3 protein-coding genes are annotated in these 19,788 nt (G+C 38.0%); all 3 read left to right on the forward strand.

Annotated features, from left to right (window positions below; translation table 11 throughout):
- The first annotated feature begins 370 nt into the window (after positions 1-370).
- On the forward strand, positions 371-6,463 hold the full coding sequence (locus D1093_RS02080) for a Vomp family autotransporter (protein WP_120100346.1): 6,093 nt from the start codon (positions 371-373) through the stop codon (positions 6,461-6,463).
- Positions 6,464-7,285: 822 nt separating this feature from the next.
- On the forward strand, positions 7,286-12,289 hold the full coding sequence (locus tag D1093_RS02085; RefSeq protein WP_120100348.1) for a Vomp family autotransporter: 5,004 nt from the start codon (positions 7,286-7,288) through the stop codon (positions 12,287-12,289).
- 558 nt (positions 12,290-12,847) lie between these two features.
- Positions 12,848-19,273 carry a Vomp family autotransporter gene (locus D1093_RS02090; RefSeq protein ID WP_150222255.1) on the forward strand — a complete coding sequence of 2,142 codons (6,426 nt, stop codon included), beginning with the start codon at positions 12,848-12,850 and terminating at the stop codon, positions 19,271-19,273.
- Positions 19,274-19,788 lie beyond the last annotated feature (515 nt).

Consider the following 19,788-nt stretch of genomic DNA (forward strand, 5'->3'; position numbering starts at 1 on the left):
GATAAAAAATTATTTTTTACACTCTTGCCATTCTGCTGCTGCGCTTTATTTGAAAGATAGAATTGCTCTTTAGTGAAACTATTTTTGTTAAGAGATAAATCGCAGTATTTTTGAATGGAGATAACGATATATTTTCAAAGTCTTGTGTTTTTATTTATTTTTAGTTTGAATCCCTCTAGCTAAAAGGGTTGGGGGCTTTTCTAGATTCGATGTTGTTGCAAAGATTTTAGGCTGATGCCGGATAAGTATCGGTATCAGAAGGGGGAGTTTTGTCTTGATTTATTGGTTTTTGAGGTGCGCGAACTCAAGGGTTTTGCCATGTGTTTTTTGCGCGTTGTAATGATGTTGAACTCTGTTGGAGGAGGTTCTTATGAAAAAAAAATATTCCACACCAAATTTAATTAAAGCTGTCTCGCTCAGCGCGGCAATGGCCACATTCTTATCAAGTGTTTCTCCCGTTTTTGCTGCGGGTGTTGGCATAACCGGAGGAGCCCTTTTTAATTCGAGTGGTGCCGATGTTCCATATCCACGTGGCAGTCATGGCAGTATTGTTTTTGCGGGTGATGATGACTTCTGTGGTGTAGATAATGTTAAGGGGCGTGGTGGCAAGCAACAGGAAAATCTTACTAATAAAATAACTGCAGAAGACCAATATAATAATTTTATCGTTGATCAAGCAGATAACATTGGCCGTAATCCTTATGGCACAACCACTAACAAGGTTACTTGGCAAAGTTCGGGTATTTTAACACAAACAGGTTCTTATATGGGAAAAAATACTGGGGGATCTGAGAATGTTCTACCTGAAGCTTATGGTGTTTATTCTTTTGTGACGGGTTGTGGCGCTGCAGCAACCGGGAATTATTCAACAGCATTTGGTGCGGGAGCAACCACAAAGGCTGGTGGAGCACAAGCTTTTGGTGTTGCTGCACTTGCAAGCGGTAGAGCAAGCGTTGCCATGGGCGTGAGTTCGGAAGCATCAGGGGAGTCTGCAGTCGCTGTCGGTGGACTTGCAAATGCTTCTGGTAGCAGAAGTATTGCTATAGGTGTAGATGCTCAAGCGAAAGCTTCAGGTGCTATTGCAATAGGGAGCAGACGCTCTGACAGAACTAACCCTTCTAATCCTACTAGAGACGTGTTGGCGGAGGCTAAAAATGCTATTGCTATAGGGACCCATACTTATGGTAAAGGAGAAGATTCCGTTGCCATTGGTGCAAATGCACAGGCACTTGTTGCGGATGGTGTTGCTGTAGGTGGGGCATCTGTATCTCGTAGAGGAAAGGATGGTAAAGGTTATGATCCTGCAACAGGTAAAATGACAACAAAAACTGATGAGACATGGAAAAGTACAGCAGGCGCTTTTAGTGTTGGTGATGTTGGTCAAGAGGCTGCGAATGGTAAAATAACACGACAAATTACGGGTGTGGCTGCTGGTACTGAAGATACCGATGCTGTGAATGTGGCACAGTTAAAAGCTATAAGCGCTGCAGCATCAGGAGCTTGGAAACTTTCTGCTAACGATACAGATCCGACAGATGTGAATTCAGGTAGCATCGTAGATTTTTCAGTGAAAAATAGCGGAGTAGGACAAGATAACTTAACGATTGAGAAAAGCAATGAAAACAAGAAGCAGAAAATGCGCTTTGCTTTAAGTGATAATCTTAAATTGATCAGTGTCACTACAGGAATAAGCTCTATGAGCGGTGATGGCTTTATTATTAATGAGGGGCCACGCATGACTGTTGACGGTATTGATGCTGGAAATCAAAAGATCACAAACGTGGCAGATGGGACCGAACCTAACGATGCGGTGAATTATAAGCAGTTGCAAGAGATAAAAAATGCAACCAAAACAAGCTGGCAGCTTGCTGTTAATGGAGGAAGTGCTACTGCTATTGGTCCAAACGGTACAGTAAATTTTCAGTCAGCTGGCAATGAAACTGGCAAGAATATCAATATTACGAAAGATAATGACCACAATGTTACGTTTGATTTAGCTGAAAATATTAATGTAATGTCTGTCACAGTAGGAGAAAGCATTATGGATGCTTCGGGCTTTAGAGTTGACGATGGTGATGGGCCGAGCATAACTGTTCAAGGCATTTATGCTGGTAATAAAACGATTAAAGGAATAGCGGAAGCCGAAGAAGATACCGATGCAGTGAATTTTGGGCAGCTACAAAAATATGTAGAAAAAAACGGAGGCGGCTGGAAACTTTCTGTTGATGGTAAAGATGTTACAGATGTTAAAGCTTGGGATACAGTGGATCTTATTGCTGCTAAGCATAAAGATAAGAATAATGAAGAGAGTGGTACGACAAATATTAAAATTGTAAAAGGTGAAGGCAATAAGGTATCCTTTGATTTAGGTGAAGTGATCAAAGTTGGTGATGTAGTAACTGGAAAGTCACATATGGCCGATAATGGCTTCATAATTACTGATGGTCCTAGCATGACTACGGGTGGTATTCATGCTGGCAATAAAATAATCACAGGAGTACAAAAAGGTACTAATGGGAATGATGCAGTTAATGTTTCACAGTTGCAAGAGGTAAAAGAACTTGCAGAACAAGGCTGGAGCCTTTCTGTTGATGGGAAAAATGCTACAGATGTTAAAGCTGGTGGTACAGTAGATTTTATTGCTGGTGAGACTAGGGACAGCCGCGTTAAAAATATCCAAATTCAAAAAGATAACGTCAATAAAGTCACCTTTTCTTTAATGGATCAGATTACGCTAGTAAGTGTCACGACAGGCAATAGCATTATGAGTAATGATGGCTTTAAGTTTGTTGAAGGTAATGGGCCCGAAATAACTTTGAATGGTATTAATGCTGGCAATAAAAAGATTACGGGAGTGCAGGCGGGAGAATCTGATACCGATGCTGTCAATTTTTCACAGTTGAATAAAATAAAAGATCAAATAGAAGGCAATAGTCTTGTTAAATGGGATAAGAATGAGAGGCTCATTACCATTGGTAAAGAAAAAGGCGGTACAAAAATTGATATCACGGGTAGTGATGAAGAGCGGACTATTGCCGGTGTAAAAGATGGTAAAATTTCTGAAGAGTCGTATGAAGCAATCAATGGTGGCCAGATTAATAAGATATCTAAAGATGTCGCAAAGTTTTTTGGTGGTGGTACAGAATTTAATAATGGTGAGTTTTCTGGGCCGAAATATGTTTTATCTCACGTTTCTACCAATGGTACAGTAGAGCGGAAGGAATTTGAAAATGTTGGTGATGCTTTGACAGGACTTGATGCAAATGTCAAAAATGTGAATAGCCGCCTAACGTATGTCACTAATGACTTTAATCAGAAGTTTGATAAATTTTCTCAAGATGCTTTATTGTGGAGTGATGCGAAGCAAGCCTTTGTTGCGCTCCATAAAAAAGGAGATGAAACAACAGAAAGTAAGATTACGTCTCTTTTGAATGGTGATATTTTTGAAGATTCAACAGATGCCATAAACGGTTCCCAAATTCATTCTATAGGTAGCGACCTTGCAAAATTCTTTGGTGGTAATATCTCGTTCGAAAATGGTAAATTTACAGGACCAGAATATGAGTTAAAGATTATTGAGGAAGATGGTCCAATAGCTATAAAGAGATATGATAATGTTGGTTCAGCGTTGGATGCCGTTAATACAAATGTCTTCACGGTTGATCATAGAATAACTGTTGGGTTTCTTGATATTGCTGATTATTTTGGTGGTGGTGCTAAGTATGAGAAAGGCAAATGGCAAGCTCCTACTTTCAAGGTTTATAAAATTAATGCTGATGGGTCAGTTTCGCAGCAGCCATATGATAATGTTGCTGATGCTTTTGAAGGTGTGAATAATACTTTCACGAATATTCATAATCAAATTTCTGATATCAAAGAAAATAATTTGGTTCAGCAAGAAGAAAAGTCTGGTCCTATCACCATTGGTGCAAAAACAGGTGGGGGCATAATCAATATCGCAAATAATGAAGGCAGTGTTCGAATTATTTCTGGTGTTTCTGGTGGGAAGATTACTGAAGATTCAACAGATGCAGTCAATGGTTCCCAAATTCATTATATGGGCAGTGAAATTGCTAATTATTTTGGTGGCGGTGCTAGTTATGAGAATGGAGAATGGAGTGCTCCTACTTTTCATGTTTACCATATCGACGATAATGGTGCTGTCTCTAAAGAACCTTATCAAAATGTCGCTGAAGCTTTTGAAGGTGTAAACGATTCTTTTACACAGATTCACAATAAAATCTCTAATATAACAGAAAATAGCCTTGTGAAGCAGGATGGAGAAAATGGTCTTATCACTGTTGGGAAAGCAACCGGTGGTACAAAAATCAATATTGCAAATAAAAATAATCAAGAGAGAACACTTTCTGGTGTAAAAGATGGAGAACTCTCTCAAAATTCCACAGAAGCTGTAAATGGTTCACAGCTTTTTAAGATGAATGAAAAAGTTACCACTGTTACTGATAACTTATCAAAAGTTGCTCAAAATACATCCAAATATTTTGGTGGCAACACAGATGTACTTGCAGGTATAGAACCATCCTTCCTTATTCAGGATAAGGCATATAATAATGTTACAGATGCGTTTACTGGTGTGAATACTTCTATCACAAATATTGATAATAAGATTACTGAAATGAAAGAAAATAATCTTGTCCAACAAGAAGGCATTTCAGGTATTATCACTATTGGTGCGAAAACAGCTGGTACTGAAATCAATATTGCAGGATATGGCAAGGTAGCACGTTCTATTTCTGGTGTAAAAGCAGCAGAGAAGGGTGATGAAGCTGTTAACAAAGACCAACTTGATAAAAGCATAGAGAAGATTTCAAATGATATTGAGATAGCAAGTGCTGCTGCTGTTCTCTATGACAAGAATGAAGATGGTACTGTTAATTATAATAGCGTGACTTTAGGTGGCGAGAAGGGCGCAAAACCAGTGGCTCTCCTTAATGTCAAGGATGGTAAAATTTCCCAAGATTCTCATGATGCCATTAATGGTAGTCAGATTAATAAAATATCAGAAGATATTTCCAAGTTTTTCGGTGGTGGTGCAAAGTTTGTTGATGGTGCCTTTAAAGGACTAAAATATACTTTATCTGCTATTGTAGAAGGTCAGGTAGGAAAAGCTAATTTTTATGATGTTGGTTCGGCTTTAACAGGTCTTGATAAGAATGTTCAAGATGTGAATCAGCGCTTAACGAAAGTATCCAATGAGTTTAATCAGACAATTGAAGGTATCTCAAAAGATGCTTTACTGTGGGATGATAAAGAAGGAGCATTTGTTGCGCGTCATGAAAAAGATGGCAAGAAAACAAACAGCAAATTGAAGTATCTTTTGGATGGTAATATTGCTGAAGGTTCAACGGATGCTATCACGGGTAACCAGCTTTATCTCATGAATAACAAGCTTGCGAATTATTTTGGTGGTGGTGCCAAATATGAGAATGGCAAATGGACAGACCCTACTTTCAAGATTTCTAAAGTTAATGAGAATGGTGAGACTGTTGAAACAGAGCACAATAATGTCGCTGATGCTTTTGGTGATATTAATGATGGGATGTCAAATATTAACAACCGTATCGATGATGTCATCAACAAGGTCGATTCAGATGCTTTAAAGTGGAATGAGGATAAGAAAGCTTATGATGCTAACCGTGATGGTAAACCGAGTAAGATTACCGGTGTAGCTGATGGTGAAATTGCTGAAAGTTCGAAAGATGCCGTCAATGGTGGACAACTTTGGAAGACCAATGAACGTATCACGGGTGTCGAAAAAGATGTTAAGCATATTTCAAATAGAGTTGATAACATTTCCAATACCATTGCTGATATTGGTGACACAGTTCTCAATATTGACGCCAAAGTTGATAATATTGATAATAAAGTTAACGATATTGCTGAGGATGCTGTTCGCTATGACAGAGATGAAAACGGTAAAAAAATCAATAAAATCACTTTGAAAGGTGGTGATCCAAGTGAGCCTGTGTTGATTGATAATGTCGCTGATGGTAAAATTGAGAAAGGATCAAAAGAAGCTGTAAATGGTGGTCAACTTCATGACTATACTCAAGAACAGATGAAGCTTATTCTTGATGAATCCAAACATTATACGGATCAACGGGTTAATAATATTGTGATTGATGCGATTGACGATGCTGTTGAGCGGTCTAAACAATATACAGATATGAAGTTTGATGCTTTAAACTACAGCATTGAGAGTGTGAAAAAAGAGGCAAGACAAGCAGCGGCTATTGGTTTAGCGGTGTCTAACTTGCGCTACAATGATACTCCTGGAAAATTAAGCGTTGGATTTGGGACTGGTTTATGGCGTAGCCAATCTGCATTTGCCTTTGGTGCAGGTTATACATCAGAGAAGGGAAATATTCGGTCTAATGTATCTGTTACCACTTCTGGCGGTCATTGGGGTGTAGGTGCGGGATTCAATATGACCCTGAACTAATAATCAAAAAACACATAAAAAATTCTCTTCACCCTTGTCTCATAAGGCAGGGGTGAATTGTTTTTTACATCTATAAAAGATATACATAGAGATTGATAAAGGATATAATGATAACCACAGATTTTAAAAACAGAAAAAACTTTTACGATTTCGGGTAAGTAATCACTTTTTAAAGAGAAAAAAATGCATATTTTTATAAGTAATGTATTTCTTATTTTTTCTTAAAATTTTTTGTAGCAGCCTAAAGAGAGCAAAGATAAATTGCCTTTTTCTCGACAAAACCGTAAATTTACAACCTCTGGTAAAGACAAAATACGTTTTATTTTGACTGAGAAAATGATAAAAATATATGCTAAATCAGCTTGCAGTAACTTCAATCATTTTTGTCTGCGTCATTTGTTAGCACTGTGACGGAATTTTCTTTAAGGATAAAGTAACAAGTCTCTCTTGCTTATTCTTCAAAAAAATTGCAAGTTTTATAATACTGCTTATTTTACAAAGAAAAATATCTCTATTAAGGAGAGAGGAGATCGTGTCATTATTTTAACACTTGCTCTGTGAATAAAAGGAGTGAATGAAAAACTAAAAAAACAATTGGTCCAAAAATTAAGATAATATTAACCAATATACACAAAAATACTTCTTATCTCTTATAAAGAACAAAAGGCATTCACTTTAACATCTAAACGCACCATTTCTTTCTTTTTTCAATCACGCTTTAAATATTTTGCATATAGAAAAAACAGAAATTACGGGATAAATAGTATTTAAATGTGTCTTTTTTATGTTTATGGTTAAAATTTTTTCATTGGGGAATTTGTTATGAACAAATTATATACAAAAATAGCGGGAAGTGAATCAAAATTTTCTCGTTTTCCTTTTATTAAAGTTGTGTCAGTGACTTCAATTGCTGCGCTTTTGTCAAGCGTTTCTCCTGTTTTTTCAAAAAATATTGATTCAATAGAAGAGGTGTCTACAGATATAAAGGCTGTTTCTGTGGTGTATCCACAAAGCGTTATCTCTGTTTATGATGATTCTCTTGATGTATCAAAAGATAATTATATAACAGTATCGAATACGACGTTGGCACCAAACGCTCATGTTTTGAATGATAATGCAAATTTTTTAACAAGAACCTTTTCTGATGTGGGAGATGATAATTCTCTTGCAAATACTCTTAAAGCAGGGGGCAGTAACCGATTGAAAAGAGCGGTAAGTACAGAGGAAGAAAAGAAACAATCTATTATCAATCCGCAATTGTCTATTCGTAATAGTATGTCTTCTCAACAGTTTGCACAGTATGATGAGAATTCAGTGATCATTGGTGTATCTGACTCCTCACGTAATGTTTCAACTGCAATAACAAACCGTGATGCCGGATTACAACGTGCAGACACAAATGTTACTTTGGGTGAGGGATCGCAAGTGCAAAAAAAATCGAGTGTTGCTATAGGCTATATGGCTCACGCTATGGGGACAAGCAGTACTGCGCTGGGTGGTGAATATAATGAAAAGAGTGAACACGGGGAAAATGATTATACCACTGCCAAGGGTGATTATTCAACAGCTTTAGGCGCGGTTTCTAAAGCTTTGGGGTATGGTTCAACTGCAGTTGGTCATCGTGCATATGCAACGGAAAAAGAGGCTCTTTCTATAGGGTTTTATTCAAGAGCAAATACAGATCATGCTGTTGCTTTAGGCGCAGATTCTATAGCGAACGTTGCTGCCGGTGTTGCAGGCTATAGTCCTTTTTTACGGGGGACAGCGACAGGGGATGATTTTGCATGGAAAAGTACTTACGGTGCTGTGAGTGTTGGTGATATTGCTAACAAGAAAACACGGCAAATTGGAGGCGTAGCGGCAGGGAGTGCAAATACTGATGCCGTGAATGTTGCACAGTTAAAGTCATTGCAAAACTATGTAGACAAGGGCTGGAAACTGTCTGTTGACGGTAAGAATGCTAAAGCTGTGGGGATAGATGGTACAGTAGATTTGGCAGCTGGAAGTAGCAATTTCACAATCACCAAAGGCGAAAGTGATAATAAGGTCACATTTGATCTCGCAAAAAACCTTACGCTTGAGAGTGTAAAAGCAGGGCAGAATATTTTTAATGGCACGGGCTTAATCATTGCGAATGGTCCTCAAATAACGACTGAGGGTATTAATGCAGGGAGTAAAAAGATCACAGGCGTAGCAGAAGGTACTAACGAGACTGATGCGGTGAATTTGGGACAACTGAAGAAAATTGGACAACAAGTCGCAGCCAGTAGCTTTGTGAAACAGGATGCTGATACAAAACACATCACCATTGGTAAAGATGCAGATGGTGATAGAATCGATCTTATCAATAAGACTGGTGGAACGCGGACTCTTTCTGGTGTGAAAGCTGGAACTGCAGAAACTGATGCAGTGAATTTTGGACAATTAAATAAAACCAAGCAAGAAGTCCAAGAACAAATACAAAAACAGGTTCAAGAAGTCGAAAAGCAAGTCGCGGCCAATAGCTTTGTGAAACAGGATGATGAAACGAGATCTATCACTATTGGGAAGGATACAGATGGTGAGAGAATCGATCTTATCAATAAGACTGGTGGGGCTCGGACTCTTTCTGGTGTGAAAGCTGGAACTGCAGAAACCGATGCGGTGAATTTTGCACAGCTGCAAAAAGTTGAAAAAGATGTCAAAGAACAGGTAGCTGCCAATAGTTTTGTGAAACAGGATGATAAAACGAGATCTATCACTATTGGTAAAGATACAGATGGCGATAAAATCGATATTACCAACACAAGCGGTGCAAATCGGATCATTTCTGGTGTGGAAGATGCAAAGAACAATAATGATGCCGTTAACAAAGGTCAGCTTGATAAAGGTATCGAAAACGTCAGTAAAGACATCACCAATAAGTTCAACGATTTTACGCAAAACATAACGCATATTACGCAACAGGTTCAGGGTGATGCTTTATTGTGGAGCGAGAGTGATGGAGCATTTGTTGCTCAGCATGGCGAAGAAAAAGCAAAGAGCAAGATCAAATTTCTTGCAAATGGTGAAATTACCGAAGACTCAACGGATGCGATCAATGGTTCACAGCTGTTTGCGACAAATCAAAATGTGATAACGGTCTCAAATAATCTCCAAACCGCTGCTACGAAGATAGCTGAAACTTTTGGAGGTGGAGCTGAATATAAGGATGGCGAATGGAGTGCTCCTACTTTTACGCTTAAAACTGTTAACACTGATGGTGAAGAAAAAGATGCAACTTATCATAATGTAGCTGAAGCTTTGAGTGGTGTGGGTCAATCTTTTACGAACGTTCAGAATAACTTTACTAAGGAGATTACCAACCAGATTAATAATGCGATTACCAAAGTAGAGGGTGAGAGTTTTATTCAGCAGGATAAGGAAACAAATCGTCTCACGATTGGTGCTAAAACAGAAGGTACAGAAATCAATATTGCCAACACAAGCGGTGCAAATCGGATCATTTCTGGTGTGGAAGATGCAAAGAACAATAATGATGCCGTTAACAAAGGTCAGCTTGATAAAGGTATCGAAAACGTCAGTAAAGACATCACCAATAAGTTCAACGATTTTACGCAAAACATAACGCATATTACGCAACAGGTTCAGGGTGATGCTTTATTGTGGAGCGAGAGTGATGGAGCATTTGTTGCTCAGCATGGCGAAGAAAAAGCAAAGAGCAAGATCAAATTTCTTGCAAATGGTGAAATTACCGAAGACTCAACGGATGCGATCAATGGTTCACAGCTGTTTGCGACAAATCAAAATGTGATAACGGTCTCAAATAATCTCCAAACCGCTGCTACGAAGATAGCTGAAACTTTTGGAGGTGGAGCTGAATATAAGGATGGCGAATGGAGTGCTCCTACTTTTACGCTTAAAACTGTTAACACTGATGGTGAAGAAAAAGATGCAACTTATCATAATGTAGCTGAAGCTTTGAGTGGTGTGGGTCAATCTTTTACGAACGTTCAGAATAACTTTACTAAGGAGATTACCAACCAGATTAATAATGCGATTACCAAAGTAGAGGGTGAGAGTTTTATTCAGCAGGATAAGGAAACAAATCGTCTCACGATTGGTGCTAAAACAGAAGGTACAGAAATCAATATTGCCAACGCAAGCGGTGCACATCGGATCATTTCTGGTGTAGAGGATGCCAAGAACAGCAATGAGGCTGTTAATAAAGGTCAGCTTGATAAGGGTATCGAAAATGTCAGTCAAGACATCACGAACAAGTTCAACGATTTTACGCAAAGCATAACGCATATTACGCAACAGGTTCAGGGTGATGCTTTATTGTGGAGCGATGCTGATAAGGCGTTTGTTGCTCAGCATGGCGAAGAAAAAGCAAAGAGCAAGCTTAAGTACCTTTTAAATGGAGACATTACGGCTGAATCAACGGATGCGATCAATGGTTCTCAGCTTTATTCGATGGGGAATAATCTTGCAGGATATTTGAGTAGTGGCGCTGGTTATGATGAAAATGGCGAATGGAAAGCACCTACTTTTACGCTTAAGACAGTTAAGGAGGATGGTACAGCAGATGAAGAAAGTTATGATACTGTAGAAAAAGCGCTTTCTGCTGTCGGTACATCTTTCACGAATATTCAAAATAAAATCACCAATGAAATTACTAATGAGATCAATAAAACAAAAGGTGATGCTTTATTGTGGAGCGAGGCTGATAAGGCATTTGTCGCTCAACATGGTGAAGGTGATAAAAAAGCAGATAGCAAGATTATGCACCTTAAGGCTGGAGACATTACGGCTGAATCAACGGATGCGATCAATGGTTCTCAAATTTATACTCTGAAAAATCAAATAGCTGGTTATTTTGGTGGTGGAGCGGGCTATCAGGACGGTGAATGGAACGCTCCCACATTCTATGTGTCGCAATTCAAGAATGGTGGTAATGGTAAGGATAAAACTAGCTATGATAATGTTGCAGCTGCGTTTGAAGGAGTTAATGGAAGTCTATCCGATATCAACGAGCGTATTAACAATGTTGCTCAGAGTGTCTCATCAAGTGGTTTAAATTGGAACGAGGAAGAAAAAGCTTTCGACGCTCGTCACAATGATCAGAACAGTAAGATTACGCATGTAGCGGATGGTAAATTATCTGAAGATTCAAAAGAAGCCGTTAATGGTAGCCAACTTTTTGAGACAAATAATAGGGTTAGCAAGGTTGAAAACCGTGTAGATAATATTGATCAACAGATAAAAAATATTGAAAATACGGTTACGAATGATGCAGTTAAGTATGATAAAGATGAAAAGGGTGATAAGATCAATAAAGTTACATTCGCTGGTGTGAGTGAAAGTGATCCGGTAGTGTTAGACAATGTAGCGGCAGGTGATTTATCCAAAGATTCAAAACAAGCTGTGAATGGTAGCCAACTCTGGGAGACAAACCAGAAGATAGATGTAGTCCTTGATAAGGCAAAAGAATATACGAATGAGCGTTTCAATGACATTATCAATCACCAAATGGGTGATGTTATTAATGAAGCGAAATCTTATACGGATATGAAGTTTGATGCTTTAAATTACAGCATTGAGGGTGTGCGAAAAGAAGCAAGACAAGCAGCGGCTATTGGTATAGCAGTGGCGAACTTACGCTATAATGAAACACCTGGAAAATTAAGTGTTGGATTTGGCACCGGCTTATGGCGTAACAAATCTGCATTTGCCTTTGGTGCTGGTTATACATCTGAAAGCGGATCTGTTCTGTCTAATGTATCTGTTACCAATTCTGGAGGTCACTGGGGTGTAGGTGCGGGATTTAATATGACATTGAATTAATAATCAACAGAATACATTGAGTAAAATATTTCGCCCTTGCTTCAAATGAAGACAGGGGCGAAAGTTTATTTTAAGAAGAAATCAATAAAGTTAATAGATCAGATCTTTAAGAAAAACATGTGAAGCAGATAAACGATAAAATAAAATGCACCATTAATGCTAAAGAACTGTTTTCATTTCAATTTATAATTTAATAAGAATAGAGATTACCATGTGCTAATTGTTTTTGCTTTTCACGAAAAAGAAGTTCAAAAGAGCATAAAATCAATATGTTAACTCCTTATAGGTTAAAATTCATTAATCTGATAAGAGAATATGCTATAACAAATTTATCTAAATAAACTTATTATCCAAATAATTATCGCCACAAAAATAAAACTGCCAAAAACCTTCGAGTTTTTTTAAAGCGCTTTTTTATTATTATGGTTTCACGCAAAAACAACCTCCCCCACCGGTTTTTAATAGTTAATTTAATTAAATAAAATAATTATAAATTGAAATATGTCTTTTTTATGTCATAAATATGTTGATTTGATTTTTTTCATTGGGGTACTTGTGATGAAAGAATTATCTATCATATCAAAGAGAAATGACTGGGATTACGGACATTTCTCTCAACATTTGTTTAAAAATCTTTTGTTGGGAACCATAATCGTTGCGTTTTTATCAAATACTTCCCCCGTTTATGCAAAAAATTTTGATAGAATAGAGCAGCTTCTGCAAGTTCTAGAGAAGGCAACAGCGGTTTATTCTCAAAGAAACAATAGAAATGTCTTTTCTGATTATAATCGTTATAACCCTCATACGGGTTTCTTTGACGATACAAGTTTATCAAAATCAAGTTATTTAACAGTGCTGACTACAGCAATAGTATCAAGAGTGAGTACTTCTAGTAGTTACGTAGATTTTTTAATCACGACACTTTCTAAAAAAGGTAAGACTGTTGTCAATGTTTTGGACAAAGATAGCAGTTCTACACAAAAAAATTTAGAGCCTTCTATTGATGATAATCATGGAAATGGCATTTCTCTCTTAAATACGCTTAGCTCATCAAAGAAAGAACATCCAATACAAGTGAATGGAAGGCCATTTGCAGAGGCAAAAGCTGGATCAAATGCTACTTTTTTAGGTACACAGGCAAATGCATCAGGGGAGAGAAGTGTTGCTGTTGGTTTCAAGGCGCAAGCAACAGGAAAATTTGCCGTAACTATGGGTGATCAGGCAGAAGCCAAAAACGAAAATAGCATAGCTATAGGCAACATGGCACATGCTTTGGGAAAAAGCAGTACCGCACTAGGCTCCGAATATAATGTGAAGAGTGAACACGGGAAGGATGATTATACCACAGCCATGAGTAATTATTCAACAGCTTTGGGCTCGGTTTCTAAAGCTTTGGAGTATGGTACAACTGCAGTTGGTCATCGTGCATACGCAACGGAAGAAGGCGCTGTCTCTATAGGGTTTTATTCGAGAGCAAACAAAGATCATTCTGTTGCTTTAGGTGCAGATTCTATAGCGAATGTTGCTTCCGGTGTTGCAGGCTACAATCCTCTTTTACGGAATACAGCGACAGAGGGTACTTTTGTATGGAAAAGTACGTACGGTGCTGTGAGTGTTGGGGATGTTCAGCAAAAGAAAACACGGCAAATTGGAGGTGTATCGGCAGGGAGTGCAAATACTGATGCCGTGAATGTTGCACAGTTAAAGTCATTGCAAACCTATGTAGACAAGGGCTGGAAACTGTCTGTTGATGGCAAAAATGCTACAGCTGTAGAGATAGACGGTACAGTAAATTTTGCAGCTGGAAGTGACAACTTAGACATCACCAAAGGCGAAAGTGACAATAACATAAAATTTGATCTCGCAAAAAAACTTGCGCTGGACAGCATAAAAGCAGGAACCGATGTTACTGTAGATGCCACAGGTTTGATCATTGAAAGTGGCCCTCAAATAACGACTGAGGGTATTAATGCAGGCAGTAAAAAGATAACGAATGTAGAAGCGGGCACTGCAGATACCGATGCCGTGAATGTTGCACAGCTAAATTCCTTACAAACCCATGTAGACAAGGGATGGAAACTGTCTGTTAACGGTAACAATGCTACAGCTGTAGAGGACGGTACAGTAGATTTTGCAGCTGGAAGCAGTAATTTCGAAATCACCAAAGGCGAAAGTGACAATAACATAAAATTTGATTTAGCAAAAAAACTTACGCTGGAGAGCATAAAAGTAGGAACCGATGTTACTGTAGATGCCACGGGTTTGACCATTGCCGATGGTCCACAAATCACCACGACTGGTATTAATGCAGGCAGTAAAAAGATAACGAATGTAGCAACGGGCACTGATGATACCGATGCCGTGAATGTTGCACAGCTAAATTCCTTACAAACCCATGTAAACAAGGGCTGGAAACTGTCTGTTAACGATAAAAATACTAAAGCTGTGGGGATAGACGGTACAGTAGATTTTGCAGCTGGAAGCAGTAATTTCGAAATCACCAAAGGCGAAAGTGACAATAAGGTAAAATTTGATTTAGCAAAGAACCTTACGCTGGAGAGTGTAAAAGCAGATGCGAATACTTTTGATGCCACGGGCTTAATCATAAAGGATGGCCCGAAAATAATGATGTCTGGTATTGATGCTGGCAATAAAAAAATAACAGGTCTAGTAGAGGGGAGTGAGGCAACTGACGCTGTGAATTTTTCACAATTGCAGAAAATTGAAAAAGAAGTCGAACAACAAGTAGTATCCAGTAGCTTTGTAAAACAAGATGCTGAAACAAAACATATCACCATCGGTAAAAATACAGATGGCACTATAATTAATCTCCAAAACAAGGATAATGGAAATCGAACCATTTCCGGTGTGATGGGTGGGGCAATCTCTAAAGATTCAATTGAGGCAGTAAATGGTTCTCAGCTTTATGAGACCAATGATAAGGTTGCAACCTATTTTGGCGGTGGTGCTAGCTATGAAGGTGGTGCATGGAACGCTCCGACTTTTAACATTAAAATTGTTAAGGAAGGTGGCGAAACAGAAAATAAAGAATATCATGATGTAGCGGAAGCTTTGACTGGAGTTAGTACTTCTATCACGAATGTTCAGAATAAATTTACTAAGCAAATTAACGATGCCGTTACCAATGTGAAAGGCGATAGCCTTGTTAAGTGGAATGACGAGACGAAATTAATCAAGATAGGGGGAGAAAAAGAAGGCGCTGAAATCGATATTACAAATAAGAATGGTGATGATCGAACTATTTTGGGTGTGAAGTCGGCTACAAAGGATAATGAAGCTGTAAATTTTTCACAACTGAAGGAATTAAAAGAACAAGTAGCATCCAGTAGCTTCGTAAAACAAAATGCTGAGACGCAACATATCACCATTGGTAAGGATACAGGTGGAGATAAAGTCGACATTGCTAACAATGAAAATGAGAAACGTACTCTTACAGGAATAAAAGCTGGTGCGCTTTTAGCAGATTCAAATGAAGCCGTTATCGGTTCACAGCTTTTTGCGACAAATAATGATGTTACAACGCTCAAAAATAACTTTTCTGAAGTAAAGACGAGTGTGACGGGGGTTCAAACAAACCTATCAACAATAGTTAAAAATACATCGCAATATTTGGGTGGTGATGCTGATGTACTGGATGGTAAGGCGCCTACCTATACTGTTGAAGGCAAATCTTATCATGATGTTGCGAGTGCTTTTTCTGGTGTGAGCCACGCTTTTACAGAGGTAAAGCAACAGATGACGAATGTGAATAATTCGATCACAAATGTTGAAAATCAAATTAAAAATGTGGAGAGTGATAGTCTTGTTAAACAGGATGAACATACGCAACACATCACCATTGGTAAGGATACAAAGGGCGATAAAATCGATATTGCTAACAAGAATAATGAAAAGCGTACTCTTACCGGTATAAAAGAGGGTGCTATTTCTAAAGATTCAAACGAAGCAGTTACTGGTTCGCAGCTTTTTACAACCAATCAGAATGTGACAGCTGTTTCCACTAATCTCCAAACGGTTGCCACGAATATAGCAAAGTCCTTTGGAGGGAGCGCTAAATATGAAAATGGCAAATGGAGTACTCCAACTTTTATGCTTAAAACAGTTAAGGATGATGGAAGTTCTGAAGAGAAGATTTATAATAATGTCACGGACGCTTTATCTGGAGTGGGTACTTCTTTCACAAATATTCAAAAACAAGTGACTGAACAGATTAATCATGTGATTAACAAAGTGGAAAGTGAGAATCTCGTACAGAAAGAGAAAGCAACAAATAATATTACCATTGGTGCAAAAATAGAAGGCAGTATCATCAATATCGCCAACAAGAATGGTGAAGCTCGGGCGCTTTCTGGTGTGAAGGAAGCAACAAAAGAGAATGAAGCGGTTAACAAAGGTCAGCTTGATACAAGTATCAAAGATTTCAATAATGAAATAACGAATAAATTTAACGATTTTACCAAAAGCATCACGAATATTACGCAACAAGTTAAAGGCGATGCTTTATTATGGGACAAGGATGAAAAAGCGTTTGTTGCTGATCATGGAGAGGGGAGTGCAAAAACAAACAGCAAGATCACCCACCTTTTAGATGGGGTCATTTCTTCTAATTCAAAGGATGCAATCACGGGTAGTCAGCTTTATTCATTGGGGAATGCGGTTTCTACTTCTTTAGGCGGTGGAGCGAGCTATGAAGAGGGAAGTTGGATTGCTCCAACTTTTACAGTGAACAAATTTGATATTAAAGGCAATGCAATGCAAGAAGATTATAAAACTGTTGCGGATGCTTTATCAGGTTTAAGCACTTCTTTCACGAATATTCAGAATAAAATTACCCATGAGATTAGCAAAATAGAAAGCGAGAATCTTGTTAAGCAAGATGACAAGACAAAGCTTATCATGGTTGGTGGAGAGAAAGACGGTACTGTCATCAATATCGCCAACAAGAATGGTGAAGCTCGGGCGCTTTCTGGTGTGAAGGAAGCAACACAAGAGAATGAAGCAGTTAACAAAACACAGCTTGATAAGCTGGATAAGAAAATTGAGTCTACAAATTCTTTTGCAGTTTTTTATGATAAACAGTCGGATGATACTGTTAATTATAAGAGTGTGACTTTTGGTGGTAAAAATAAAGAACCTGTTGCTTTACATAATGTTGCTAATGGTGTGCTTTCGCAAGAATCACATGATGCAATTAATGGGGGGCAAATTACAAAAATATTTCAGCAGGTCGTTAAATATTTTGGTGGGAATGCAGCCTTTAAAGAAGGTATTTTTACGGGACCAATTTATAAATTACTCAGTATTTCTGAAAATGGGGCGGTAGGAGAAACAGACCATGATAATATTGTTTCGGCATTTGAAGGTCTTGATACAAATATAAAGAATGTAAACAAGCGTATTAAGGAAGTCTCAGCAGGCATTAGCGATGATTCTTTATTATGGGATAAGAATAAGGAAGCTTATGTTGCTCTTCATGGGGAGGGAGAAACAAGGGAAAACAGTAAGATTACCAATCTGAAGGATGGTGATATTACAGCAAACTCAAGTGATGCAGTAAATGGTTCTCAACTTTATTCTTTAAACGAGCAATTAGCAACCTATTTTGGTGGTGGCGCTGGTTATGATAAGCAAGGAAATTGGCAAGCTCCAAATTTTAAAATCAAGCAGTTTGGTGAAGATGGAGCCTCTGAAGAAAAGAGCTATAGCAATATTTCTGATGCATTGAGTGGGATTGGAAATTCTTTCACAAATATTCAGAACAAAATTACCCATGAGATTAGCAAAATAGAAAGTGAGAATCTTGTTAAGCAGGATGAAAAGACAAAACGTATCACGATTGGTGGTGAAAAAGATGGGAGTGAACTCAGTATTGCAAACAGTGCGAGCGGTGTGCGTAGTCTTTCTGGTGTAAAAGCAGGGCTTCTGATAGAAGAATCCACGGAAGCGATCAATGGTTCCCAGCTTTATTCGGTAATCAATGTACTTTCTAGATATTTTAGTGGGGATGCGGGATACAAGGATGGAAAATGGTTAGCACCAGGCTTTAAGGTTGCACAATTTACTGCTGCTGGTGTGTTAAGCAAAAAGGAGAACTATACCAATGTTGCCTCTGCATTTGAAGGTGTTAACGAAAGTATGACAAAAATCAACAATCGTATTCATGATTTTGAACAGAGTGTTTTCTCGGGTGGTTTAAATTGGAGTGAGACAGAAAAAGCTTTTGACGCGCGTCATAAAGGTCAAGACAGTAAGATTAAGCATGTAGCGGACGGTGAAATATCAGAAGGCTCAAAAGAGGCTATTAATGGCAGACAACTTTGGCAGACGAATAAGAAAGTTAAAGAGGTTGAAAGCCATGTCAATATGATTGATAAGCAAGTAAAAGATATTGCTAGTGTGGCAGATATTGCTGTTAAGTATGATAAAGGGACTGATGGCAAGAAAACGAATAAAGTAACATTAGTTGGTTTGAGTGAGAGTGATCCAGTATTGATAGACAATGTAGCGGAAGGTCGCATTGAAAGCGGTTCGAAAGAAGCTGTTACAGGCGGTCAATTGCATGATTATACGAATAAGCAGATGAATCTCGTTCTTTCTAATGCAAAGAAATATACGAATGAGCGTTTCAAGGATATTGTCAATAACACGGTCGACGATGTTATTCATGAGACAAAATCTTATACAGATGTAAAGTTTGAAGCGTTAAGGTATGAAATTAAGGAAGTTCGCAAAGAATCCAAACAGGCAGCAGCGATAGGTTTAGCGGTATCGAATTTGAGTTATGAAGAAACGCCAGGTTCTTTAAGTTTATCGATAGGAACGGGGACATGGCGCAATCAATCAGCTTTTGCTGTTGGAGCAGGTTATATGTCTGAAAATGGCAGAATTCGTTCTAATATATCCGCTACGAGTTCTGGTAGGCATTGGGGCATAGGAGCGGGTTTAAGAGTAAAACTGAATTGATAGAAAGTAGTTAAGATTATCGCTGCGTTCTGCATTTATACTTTTTTATGCAGAATAAGGAATATTTTAGCTTTAGAATGAGCTTTATAGAGCAACATAGTTATAAATTTTCAATTATTTTCCTAAAATTTTTTACTTAAATTGTTGAAAAAAGATCACATATTTCTGTAAAAAATATTCAAATCGATAAAAATTGTTATTTTTTTGTTGCTATTTTATTATAGAGGGGTTAGTGCAACGTAAAGTATATTAGTAAGACTCATTTTGATCGAAATAATAATTCAAAAGGAGGGAAGAGGTAGTGTATAAACTGTAAATACTGGAAAAACCGAATTTACATAGCTGCACTCCATTTAACAAAACAACAACCTAGCTAGGAAAAATTCATATTTCTAAAGAAATTTAAGGTTTTTTTAAATATTTAGCTTTTCATTTACTTGAATACGAAAGAAATAGCGCTCCTTAATAAAGATACACAGCAAAAATACCAACAATAAAAGCATCGCTAAAAACTT

The organism is Bartonella kosoyi (assembly GCF_003606325.2).
In the GTDB taxonomy this organism is placed as follows: domain Bacteria; phylum Pseudomonadota; class Alphaproteobacteria; order Rhizobiales; family Rhizobiaceae; genus Bartonella; species Bartonella kosoyi.